The sequence below is a fragment of the Streptomyces sp. NPDC030296 genome (genome assembly GCF_055572815.1).
Genome location: NZ_JBVICQ010000004.1, coordinates 788,902 through 799,500, shown reverse-complemented (window position 1 = coordinate 799,500; position 10,599 = coordinate 788,902). Strand labels below are relative to the sequence as shown.

At 70.3% G+C, this 10,599-nt stretch carries 10 protein-coding genes and 1 pseudogene; 2 read left to right on the top strand and 9 right to left on the bottom strand.

Going from position 1 to position 10,599, the window contains the following annotated elements:
- Positions 1 to 206: 206 nt before the first annotated feature.
- The 6 genes from ACZ4Z3_RS15455 to ACZ4Z3_RS15430 form a co-directional block, all read right to left on the bottom strand.
- Positions 207 to 665, bottom strand: coding sequence for an Lrp/AsnC family transcriptional regulator (locus ACZ4Z3_RS15455; RefSeq protein ID WP_468501413.1), 459 nt, complete (start codon positions 663 to 665; stop codon positions 207 to 209).
- Positions 666 to 710: 45 nt separating this feature from the next.
- Positions 711 to 1,682 (bottom strand): succinylglutamate desuccinylase/aspartoacylase family protein, encoded by a 972-nt coding sequence (locus tag ACZ4Z3_RS15450; protein ID WP_468501412.1) that lies wholly within the window; start codon positions 1,680 to 1,682, stop codon positions 711 to 713.
- An 18-nt stretch (positions 1,683 to 1,700) separates the two neighbouring features.
- The gene (gene solA, locus ACZ4Z3_RS15445) at positions 1,701 to 2,840 is read right to left on the bottom strand and encodes an N-methyl-L-tryptophan oxidase (RefSeq protein WP_468501411.1); all 1,140 of its coding nucleotides are present in this window, start codon (positions 2,838 to 2,840) and stop codon (positions 1,701 to 1,703) included.
- A 135-nt stretch (positions 2,841 to 2,975) separates the two neighbouring features.
- Positions 2,976 to 3,683 (bottom strand): HisA/HisF-related TIM barrel protein, encoded by a 708-nt coding sequence (locus ACZ4Z3_RS15440; protein ID WP_468501410.1) that lies wholly within the window; start codon positions 3,681 to 3,683, stop codon positions 2,976 to 2,978.
- A 46-nt stretch (positions 3,684 to 3,729) separates the two neighbouring features.
- A complete protein-coding gene (gene pdxA / locus ACZ4Z3_RS15435; RefSeq protein WP_468501409.1) occupies positions 3,730 to 4,719 on the bottom strand; it encodes a 4-hydroxythreonine-4-phosphate dehydrogenase PdxA in 990 nt (329 codons plus the stop codon).
- On the bottom strand, positions 4,716 to 5,909 hold the full coding sequence (locus tag ACZ4Z3_RS15430; protein ID WP_468501408.1) for a four-carbon acid sugar kinase family protein: 1,194 nt from the start codon (positions 5,907 to 5,909) through the stop codon (positions 4,716 to 4,718). The genes pdxA and ACZ4Z3_RS15430 overlap by 4 nt, the downstream gene beginning before the upstream one ends.
- Positions 5,910 to 6,019: 110 nt before the next feature.
- Here ACZ4Z3_RS15430 and ACZ4Z3_RS15425 point away from each other — a divergent pair, with 110 nt between their 5' ends.
- Positions 6,020 to 6,958 carry a LysR substrate-binding domain-containing protein gene (locus ACZ4Z3_RS15425; protein WP_468501407.1) on the top strand — a complete coding sequence of 313 codons (939 nt, stop codon included), beginning with the start codon at positions 6,020 to 6,022 and terminating at the stop codon, positions 6,956 to 6,958.
- A 72-nt stretch (positions 6,959 to 7,030) separates the two neighbouring features.
- Positions 7,031 to 7,225 (top strand): annotated as a pseudogene (locus ACZ4Z3_RS15420) (NPP1 family protein); the annotation flags it as partial.
- Positions 7,226 to 7,391: 166 nt separating this feature from the next.
- Here the strand turns inward: ACZ4Z3_RS15420 and ACZ4Z3_RS15415 are convergent.
- From ACZ4Z3_RS15415 to ACZ4Z3_RS15405, 3 genes are all read right to left on the bottom strand, one after another.
- Positions 7,392 to 8,168 carry a polysaccharide deacetylase family protein gene (locus ACZ4Z3_RS15415; protein ID WP_468501406.1) on the bottom strand — a complete coding sequence of 259 codons (777 nt, stop codon included), beginning with the start codon at positions 8,166 to 8,168 and terminating at the stop codon, positions 7,392 to 7,394.
- Between the two features lie 151 nt (positions 8,169 to 8,319).
- On the bottom strand, positions 8,320 to 9,783 hold the full coding sequence (locus ACZ4Z3_RS15410) for a sensor histidine kinase (RefSeq protein ID WP_468501405.1): 1,464 nt from the start codon (positions 9,781 to 9,783) through the stop codon (positions 8,320 to 8,322).
- Positions 9,780 to 10,469 carry a response regulator transcription factor gene (locus ACZ4Z3_RS15405; protein WP_468501404.1) on the bottom strand — a complete coding sequence of 230 codons (690 nt, stop codon included), beginning with the start codon at positions 10,467 to 10,469 and terminating at the stop codon, positions 9,780 to 9,782. Before ACZ4Z3_RS15405 ends, ACZ4Z3_RS15410 begins: the two co-directional genes overlap by 4 nt.
- Positions 10,470 to 10,599 lie beyond the last annotated feature (130 nt).

Here is a 10,599-nt window from a genome sequence, read left to right as displayed (position 1 = left end):
ACGCCATGCCCTTCGGCGGATACAAGTACGGCAGCATGGGCCGCGAAGGCGTGCGCTTCGCCTTCGAGGAGATGACCCAGCCCAAGGTCGTCTGCGTCAACCACATCAGCGAAGTGGTCCGCTGACCGCCTTCCCTCACTGCGGCTGGGCGGCCGTGTCCTCCGCCCCGGGGTGAACTGCTCGGTGGTGACACGCCACCGCGCAGCTCACCCCGCCGCGGGCCCCTGCTCGCCCCGCGGTCGATCGACCACCCGGGACAGGGTGAGCGCGGTGACCGTGTCCCGTACGCCCGGCATCCTGGCGATCTCCTCCCAGATGCTCCGTACGCGTTCCAGCGAGGCCGCTTCGAGGCGCACCATGATGTCGAAGTCGCCGCTGAGGATCTCGCAGATGACGACCTCGGGGATGCGTTTGAGTGCGGCCAGGACGTCGCCGCCGCGCATGCGGTCCTGGCGGTAGACGAGTACGAGCGCCGAGACGATTGTGCCGGTGTCGTGGCCCGCGCGGACGATGGTGTAGCCGGCGATGTGGCCCTGGCGCTCCAGTCGTTCGACGCGCTGGCGCACCGCGTTGCGGGACAGCAGCACCTTCCCGGCCAGATCGGAGTGCGAGATGCGGGCGTTGCGGGTCAGCTCGCCGATGATCTTCTCGTCGATGGCGTCCACAGCGGACCGTCTCCTTCGCAATCGGTCGAGGTCGCAGAGCACCCGTCAGTCGTGGGGCCTGGCGATGGCGGCGAGGTGCGTGCCGGGGCGGACGGTCAGCCCGTTCATGTGGTAGATGATCGTCCCGCTGGAGACGGCGGAGACCTTGAGCTCGGTGCCGTCGACCGGGTCGATGACGCGGCCGATGGTCTGTCCTTCCGTCACCTCGTCGCCGGTGAGCGCGTCCGGGTACCACAGGCCCGTGGCCGCGGATTCCACCTCGCCGGTCCACATCCAGTCACGGGGCCGGGCGGTGGGCGGCTTGACGTGCTCGGAGGCCTCGATGACGCCGAGGTGGTGCAGGATCCGGTGGAGGGCGTCGAGGAGCCTGCGTACGGTGTCCGGGTCGCGGTCGCCGAGTTGGCCGGTCTCGACGAGGATCGCGGGGATGCCCTGCCGGTTGGCGGCGGCGTGGCTGTTGCCGCCCTCGGGGCTGGTGCCGAAGATGACCCGCTCGTATCCGACCGCGTGCGCCAACGCCTTGTTCTTGGCGTCGAGTTCGGCGTCGCCGGTGCGGCGGTAGCCGACGAAGTCGAGCAGGTGCTGGTCGATACCGCCGCTGTGCAGGTCCACATAGGCGTCGGCGCCGTCGACGACGTGCGCGAACAGCCAGGCCGCCATCCGGTCGGTGGGGCCGCCGTCCGGGTCGCCGGGGAAGACGCGGTTGATGTTCACGCCGTCCAGGGGCGAGATGTTGAGCCTGCCGCCGTAGACGGCCGGCGGGTTGGCGACGGGGCAGATCACCACCTGCCCGGCGATCTCCTCCGGTTCCAGCAGTCCGGCCAGGCGGGTGGTGGCGTCGACACCGATGAACTCGCCGCCGTGGACGCCACCGGTGATCACCACCCGGGGGCCGGGACGCGATCCGTTGACGAGGATCAGGGGCACCTCGACCGTGGTGGTCCCGAGGTCGGCGGGCAGAACCCCGCGGGTCTTCCGGCCGGGCTCCGCATGCAGCGTACCGATGGTCAAAGTCATGGCGTACCTCGTTCGGACTCAGGCCGCGGCGCGGCCGGTCGTGGTGATGAAGTCGATCGGCTGGGAGGTGTGGCCCTGAAGGGCGAGGTCGGCGGCGATGTCGCCCATGGCGGGTGCGACCTTGAAGCCCTGGCCGGAGAAGCCGGTCAGCAGGACGATGTCGTCGCAGCCCGGCAGGGGGCCGACCAGCGGGCGGGTGCTGTCGGTGTAGCCCTCCATGAAGACGGACAGGCGCACGGGATCGGGGTTCAGGCCGGGCAGGTGGCGGCGCACCGCCGTGGTGAAGCTCTCCAGTTCTTCCGGTGCGACGGTCCGGTTCAACCGGTTGGGGTCGTCCACGGGCTTGTGGTGCGGCTGGGGCAGGCCCAGCTTGACGGTCAGGCCGTCCGGGGAGGGTATGCCGTAGAAGGGGGTGTCGCCGCAGCGGATGAAGGCGGGGCGTTCGGCGCCTGCCGGGTGAACGTCGTGGGGCAGGAACCAGGCGCTGATCGCACGGTGGATGTTCACTTCCCACGGCAGGTCGGGCAGCAGGTCGCCCACCCAGGGGCCCGGAGTGACGACGGCGGCGTCGAAGCGCTCGGTGTCGGTGTCGGTGCGGATCAGAACGCCTCCCCCGGCGACGGGAGCGACTTCCCGCACCGGCGTGTAGCGGCGGATTCGGGCACCCAGCTCCTCGGCGCGCCGGGCCGCGGTCTGGACCGTCAGCTCGGGGCGAATGAACCCCGCGTGGGAGTCGAGGACCACCAGGTCCCCGTCGTCGACGCGGAACTGCGGGAAACGCTTCGCCATCGCCTCGGCGTCGATCACCTCGTGGTCGAGGCCGTGCTCGGCGATGCCGTCCATGACGGTACGTATCTCGGGGTCGTCGGCCGGCCCCATGACCAGGGCTCCGATCAGTCGGCGCAGTTCCCGCCCGGTCTCCGCCTGCAACTGCTTCCACAGGGCGTCGGCGTGCCGGACGAGCGGCACATAGCGGCCGTCGTGGGTCTGCACGCTGCGGAAGACCCGGGTCTCACCGCCTGCGGCACTGCGGTCGTGGCCGGGCGCGAACCGGTCGTAGCCGACGACCTCGGCGCCGCGGCCGGCCAGCCGCCAGGCGGCCTGGCTGCCCATCGTTCCCACACCGACCACCGCGACGCGCTTCCTCGCAGCTGACACAGGACTTTCCTTCCGTATCTCCGGGCCGCACGCTGGGCCCGGAGCATGAGGATGATGCACGCGACCACACCGTTCCACAATGTGGCATACTGTGCTATTATCTGGCACAGATAATGGTCCTGGCTCAGGGGAGAGTCAAGAGGTCAAGCGCATGGCCACATGACTCGACCTCATCCCGCCCATGACCTTGCCCACCACGGGGGCCAGTTGGGATCGGAGGGTGCCGGCGTGGGGCTGCAGGGAGCCGTCGAAGGCGGCGGAGCCGATGGTGAAGGCGTCGACTCCGGCTGAGGCGAGCGCCTGTATCTGGTCGGCGCTGGTGATCGAGCCGGCGACGACCAGACGGCCGGCGGTGGCGGCACGGGCGGCGCGGACCAGGTCGAGAGGGTCGGCATCGGTGGCGCGGTACGCGAGGAGGTCCACGCCGGCGCACCCGGCGGCCTCCGCTCGCCGGCAGTCGTCGGCGATGCGGTCCGGGTCGCCGGCGAGGCGGGTGGGGTGCCCCAGGGGTTCTCCGGCGAAGGGCAGATAGCCGATGGACGTACCGTGCAGGACATGGAGGGTCTCCTCGATCCAGGTACCGCCCATCAGCCAGTCGACGCCGAGCTCGACGGCCGTCCGCACCGAGGCAAGAGCCTGGTCCCGGTGGGTGCTGACGACTTCGAGGTAGGTGGTGGCGCCCATGTCCTTGAGGCGGGCGTGGAGCTTGGCGAGGGTGTCGGAGTCGACGCCGATGTCCTTGAATCCGATGTGGGTGATGCCGAGGTCCGCGATGGTGTCGAGGACCTCCAGGCAGTCGGTGACGGTGCGGTCGTCGCGGGTGAGCATGAAGATGAAGTCCATGGTGTCCTTCGGTTCTCTGGTGCCGGGGCTGGGGTGAGTCGGTGGGTCAGGGGCGGTCCGGTGCCCCGGAGGACAGGCGGTCGGCGTGGGTCAGGGCCGCGAGCAGGCTGGTGTGGTCGGCCGTGCCGAGACCGGCGATGTCGAAGGCGGTGCCGTGGTCGACGCTGGTGCGCACGAAGGGCAGGCCGATGGTGATGTTGACGCCGTGCTCGATCCCGAGGTACTTGACGGGGATGAGGCCCTGGTCGTGGTACTGGGCGACCACGGCGTCGAAGGCTCCGGCACGCGCGCGCATGAAGACGGTGTCGGCGGGCCAGGGTCCACTGGCCTCGATGCCTTCGCTCCGCGCCGCTTCGATGGCGGGGGCGATGACGTCCAGGTCCTCGCGGCCGAAGAGACCGTTCTCCCCCGCGTGGGGGTTGAGGCCGGCGACGGCGATACGGGGCGCGGGCAGGCCGCCGCGCCGCAGCGTGCGGTGGGTGAGGCGGATGATGTCGAGTACGCGGGCCGTGGTGATCGCGTCGATCGCGGTGCGCAGCGACTGGTGCACGGTGACCAGGACGATCCGCAGTTCGTCGGTGGCCATCATCATCGCGTAGTCCGTGGTGCCGGACAGGTCGGCGAGGATCTCGGTGTGCCCGGGGTAGGGGACGCCGGACAGGCGCAGTGCTTCCTTGTTGATCGGCGCGGTCACCAGGGCCCGTATCTCGTGGGCCATCGCGAGCTTGATGCCGCGGCGGACGTACTGGAAGGACGCCGCTCCGGCGCGGGCGTCGAGGGTGCCCCAGGGCAGGTCGGCCGGAAGGGCGTCCTCGGCGAGGACGTCCACCGTGCCGGGTGCGAACTCCGCCTGGTCGACCGATGAGATGGGGCGAAGCGCGAGGCGGGTGTCGGCGATCTTGTCGGCGCGGGCGAGGACGTCCAGGTCGCCGATGACGACGAGGGGCACGGTACGCCGGGAGTCGGCGCACGCCTTGAGGGTGATCTCGGGGCCGATTCCGCAGGGGTCGCCCATGGTGATGGCGATCGGGGTCATGCGTGCTCTCCTGGGGCGAGACGATGTCGTATGAGGTGGCACAGGCGCAGGAGCATGGCGTCGTCGCCGAAGCCGCCCGCCTTGATCAGCACGGGAAGGGGGAGACGGCCGGTCATGGACCCGCGGACGACGCCGGGTTCGGGTTCGTCGATCAGGTCGATGCCGGTGGCGCCGAGGGGCTGGAGCACGGTGGTGGCCGTTTCTCCCCCGGTGATGACGAGTGCGTCGACCGTGTGGTCCTCGGCCAGCGCCTCGACGACGGCGGCCTGGGAGCGGGCGAGTGCCTGGGCGGTCTGTGGTGTGTGGCGTTCGTCAGGTGTCCGCAGGGTGAGGACGGGGGCCGTCAGACCGCGCAACGTCTCCACGGCGGGGGCCGGATCGACGCCGACGGTGACGCCTTGGACGTCCACGCTGCCGTGCAGCTTGCCCAACTGCCGTCGGGTCGCAGGGTTGGTGCTGCCGACCACGACGAGTGGACGTCGGGCCGGGGCGAGCGGTGACGCAGCGGTGCCCGTGGCGCGTGCGCACCTTCGGGCCAGGGCGGCCGCCAGACCCGGGGAGCCGGCCCACAGCACTTCGTCGAGCCGAGGCACCGCCGCCACCAGACGGTCGAGGTCGCCGTCCTCGGTGGCGGAGCAGACGATGAGATCGCCGTTCCCGATCAGTTCGGGCAACTCGGCTGCCCGGTCCGGACGCCCGAGCACGGCCTCCGGGAACAGCGTGGCGAGGTCCGAGCACCGCACGGGGTGCGCCGGGTCGCGGGCGTAGTCGCTCTCGTGGACCGGTACGCCCCGCACGTACTGGACGCCCTCCACCGTCACCCTGCCCTCCGCGGGGAAGGCCGGAGCCATGACGACGGCACGCCGTCGCGATCCCGCCCATGCGGCCCGTACCTCCGCCGCCACATGACCGCGCAGGGTGGAATCCACCGTCTTGAACAGCAGCTCGGAGCCGGCGAACAGGCCTGCCGCCCGCCGGGTGCGCGAAGCGGCGGCCTCCTCGTCCAGCATGCGGCTCCGGAGGTCGACCGCGGTCACACCTACGGCGTGCCGCGGCGGGCCCGCTGGGGCGGTGAGCAGGATCCGGGCGTCGTGACCTGCCTGGCGGAACGGCGCGGCGCCGTCCCCCGCACTGGTGAGGTCGTCCGCCAGGATGGCGATCCCCAACCGCACGTCATCGCGGAACGTCATGCCCCACCTCTCCGAAAGCCGACCTTCTCTGTGATCGGATCAATCGTCGTGCAGCTGAACGAGCAGGACAAACCATTCCTTCTCACATGGCCTGTGAGTAAAGTTCACGCATGCGATGGTCGGCGCTTCCTCCTCTGAACACGCTTCTGCCGTTCGAGGCCACTGTCCGGCACGCGAGCATGACCGCGGCCGCGCGGGAACTCCATGTCACGCACGGCGCGGTGAGCCGACAGATCCAGAACCTGGAGCGATCCCTGGGAACCTCACTGTTCGAGCGGCGGACACGCGCCCTGCACCCGACCCCTCAGGCCCGTCAACTGGCGGCCGTCGTCCGGGACGCGCTCGACCAGATCGACGCGGCGGCCCGGCAGATCGCACCCCGCACGCCGACAGGACCACTCACCCTGTCGTGCGAGCCCACGCTCCTGATGCGATGGCTCATTCCCCGGCTCCCCGATCTGTCGGCGAAGGTGCCGGACGTCGCCGTCCACCTGTCCGCGGGCGGCGGCCCCGTCTTCTTCGAGCGGGACGACATCGATCTCGCGATCCGCCGGGACGACTTCCCGTTCCCCGAAGAGGCAAGCCGGACCCGCCTGTTCGCCGAACGGATCGGCCCCGTCTGCCGACCTGATCTGGCGGCTCGCCTGACCGGCGCCGCCGGAGTGTCGCAGGTGACTCTTCTGCACACCGGCACGCGACCGCAGGCGTGGGACGACTGGCGGCGTATCACCGGCCTGCGAGCGGAGCCCGCCTCCCAGCAGATCCTGGAGCACTTCTACCTGACCCTCCAGGCCGCCGCGGCCGGCGTCGGGGTCGCCATCGCCCCGTATGCCGTCGCCCGCGACGACCTGGAGCGGGGTCAACTGGTCGCACCCTTCGGTTTCGTCCCCGACGGCACCAGCTACCACCTCCTCGGCCGTCCGGCACTTGAGCAGGACGAACGCGTCCGCCGACTGACGGCATGGCTGCGGACCATGACGAGCCGGCTGGACGACGACTCCGAACGGCGGTCTGGACAACTCCGGGTCGATCACGGGCCAGTGCCGTGACGAAACCTCGGCCGGGCCAACGCCTACTCCCGAAGCTGGTGCAAGAACGGCTGGTGCGCTTACGTCTACGCGCTCTACTTCGAGAAGGACCAGACCCTCAACGGCGCCGACGTCTTCGGCCACCACCACGACTGGGAGTCCGTCGTGGTCTTCCAGAAGCAGGGCGAGGAGCGTCCCGCGTTCCTCACCGCCTCCCTGCACGGCGGGTACAGCACCCATCCGATCAACGAGGTGCCGATGAACGGCACCCGTGTCGAGATCGCCTAACACAAGGACGCCGCGAGCACGCACGCCTTCCGCTCCGCCAAGTGGGGCGAGAGAACGGAGGCCTGGGGCAACGGCGGCTGGGACGAGTGGGCCCTATCTGACGCCGGCCGCCCTGAGCCGCCCCCGGCGGGACATCCCCCCTGTCCCGCCGGGGGCTTTCGCGTGGTCACTTGTAGATCTTGCCGGGCTCCGCCTTGGCCGGGGCGAGGAGTTGGGGGACGGTGACGAAGGTGTAGCCCTGGTCGTCGAGCGCCTTCAGGATGGAGGGCATGGCCGGCACGGTGCCCTTGTGCAGGGGGTGGAGCAGGATGATCCCGTCGCGGTCGGCGCCGTCGAGCACGCGCTCGGTGATCAGCGCGGGGTCGTCCGTCTCGTAGTCCTTCGCGGTCACCGTCCACAGCACCTGCGCCATCCTCAGTTCCGCCGAGATCCTGGAGACACGGTCGTCGGTGCGGCCCTGGGGCGGGCGCATCAGCGTCGGCTCACGGCCGGTGAGCTCCGAGACGGCCCGTGTGGTGCGGCGCAGTTCGTCGCGGATCCGCGCATCGGAGACGTCGGTCAGCACCGCGTGCGTCCAGGTGTGGTTACCGATCTCATGGCCCTCCTCGGCTATGCGCCGCACCACGTCCGGGCACGTGTGGATGCGCCGCCCTTCGAGGAAGAACGTCGACGGCGCCTTGTACCGCTTCAGGAGGTCCAGCAGTCGGGCGGTGGGTTCGCCCGGGTTGCCGTCGAAGGTGAGCGCGACGCACTTCGCCTTCCGGCAGTCCACCTGCCCCGACGGCGCGCCCGCAGCGGACGCGGCCCGGGCCCGTTCCTCGCGCGGGGAGAGCGTGTCCATCCTGTTCGCCCGGACGACCAGGATGACGGTCGTTGTCACGGCCGCGACCACGGCCAGGGTCAGGAATATGAGCAATCGAGGACGCCTTCTCAAGATCTTCACATCAAGGAGAAGGGGGCAGCACGCGACGGGTTGCCCGGCGGTCTCGACAGTGAGGCAGGACACGTTCTGCGCGGCGCGTGCGGCCTGTCGGATCACGTCTGGGCCGCGGGGCTCGCCGGCAGCCACAAGATGCCGTAGCCCGAAGCCGGCATCATCCAGACGACAGACCCTGGTCCGTAGCGCCGTTCAGAGGGAGGCGTACGGTGAACGTCGTCGCGCCCGGTGCGCTGGTCAGGGTGAGGGTGCCTCCGTGGGCCCGGAGCAGGGAGTGGGCCACGGCGAGGCCGAGGCCGCTGCCGCCCCGGTCGCGGCTGCGGGCCTTGTCGACGCGGTAGAAGCGGTCGAAGACATGCTCCTGGTCGTCGACCGGGATGCCCGGCCCGGAGTCGGTGACCCGCACCTCGGCCATGCCGGAGACGACGCACACCTCCAGCTGGACCTTGGTGCCCGCCGGGGTGTGCACGGCGGCGTTCGTCAGGAGGTTGTCGAGCACCTGCCGGATACGCAGCGGGTCCAGGCGCAGCCGTATCCGGTCGGGGCCCGCGGTCAGGGTGAGCGGATGGTCGGGGTGCCCCGCGCGGAAGGCGTCCCCGGCCTGCTGCGCCAGTTCCACCAGGTCGGTCTCCTCGCACCGCAGCGGCGCCTCCACGTCGGCCGCGTCGAGGCGGGCCAGGGTGAGCAGGTCGTCCAGCAGCACCCCCATACGGGCCGCCTCGGCCCGCAGCCGCGCCAGGTGCTTGTCGCGTTCCTCGGGGCTGTGCGCCGCGGCGTACTGGAAGAGGTCGGCGTAGCCGCGTACGGACATCAGGGGGGTGCGCAGCTCGTGCGAGGCGTCGGCGACGAACTGGCGCAGGCGCTGCTCGGCCGCGGTGCGGACCGCGAACGCGTCGTCGATGTGCTCCAGCATCCTGTTGAACGCGGTCCGCAGCTCCTCGACTTCGGGGCCGCCGTCGCGGCGGTCGTGGCGCACCGGCAGCCGCGCCGAGTCCGTCAGGTCGTGGGAGGTGATGCCGCGGGCGGTGTGCGCCATGTCGCTCAGGGGCTTCAGGCCGCGCCGCAGCATGCCCCGGCCGAACACGACGAGGGCGGCGAGGGCGAGGGCGAACGTGATCACCTGGATCGTGACCAGCTGCTCGACGGTGTCCTCGATCTCCTCCATGGGGGCGGCGCCGACCAGGATCACCCCCGGTTCCGCCTCACAGGCCCGCAGCCGGTACACACCGGCTCCCTCGAGGTGTTCGGTGCGGGTGATCTCGGTGTCCGAGTTGATCTGATCCCTGGCGAGGAGCGTGAAGTCGTCGATGTCCTGGGGCAGGTCGACCGAGTCCTCGGGGGTGCGCAGCTCGGGAGTACCGTTCTTGATGTCGTACACGGCGTAGTACCAGCCCCAGTACTTCTTGCCCTCCAGCGTGCCGTCGGCGGCGATGCTCTTGGACTGGGCGACCTGCGCGACATAGAGCTGTTCGTCGAGCTGTCGTGACAGGTAGTCGCGCATGTACACGGTCAGGGCGCCGCCGACGACGGCGAACACCACGAGGGCGAGGGCGCCGAGCCCGAGGGCGAGCCTCGTGCCCAGGCGCATGCCGCGGTAGGTCTCCCTCAGTCGGGCGATCACTCGGCGGCCTGCCGGAGCACGTAGCCGAAGCCGCGCACGGTGTGGATGAGGGGTTCGCCGCTGTCGTCGAGCTTGCGGCGCAGCCGGCTGACGACGAGCTCGACGACGTTGGAGCGGCCGCCGAAGCCGTACTCCCAGACGTGGTCGAGGATCTGCGCCTTGGTGAGGACGGTCGGCGACTTGCGCATGAGGTAGCGCAGCACCTCGTACTCGGTGGGGGTGAGCGTGAGGAGCTTCTCGCCGCGGCGGACCTCGCGGGTGTCCTCGTCCATCGTCAGGTCGGCGACCTGGAGCACGGAACGCTGGAACGCGGGGCCGGTGCTGCGCCGCAGGACTGTGCGCAGCCGGGCCATCAGCTCCTCGACGGCGAAGGGCTTGACCAGGTAGTCGTCACCACCGCGGGTCAGTCCGGCGACCCGGTCGGCGACGCCGTCGCGGGCCGTCAGGAACACCACGGGAACCATTCGGCCGGACTGGCGCAGCCGGTCGAGCACACCGAAGCCGTCCAGGCCGGGCAGCATCAGGTCGAGGACCACGATGTCCGGATGGAACTCCGCGGCCTGGCGCAGCGCTTCCTCGCCGGAGTTCGCCGTGACCGCGTCCCAGCCCTCGTAGCGGGCGACGGTCGCCACCAGATCCGCGATGGGCGGATCGTCGTCCACCACGAGAAGTCGCACTTTTTCCACGTGCTCATACTGCGGCACCGATCGCCTTCCGCCATAGCCGCTCACGGCTTGCCAGAAGATCGATAAAAACTTGAAAGTTGACCGACAGCAAAACGACAGCGCCGTCCGGCCAAGCTCGTAGCCCGGACCC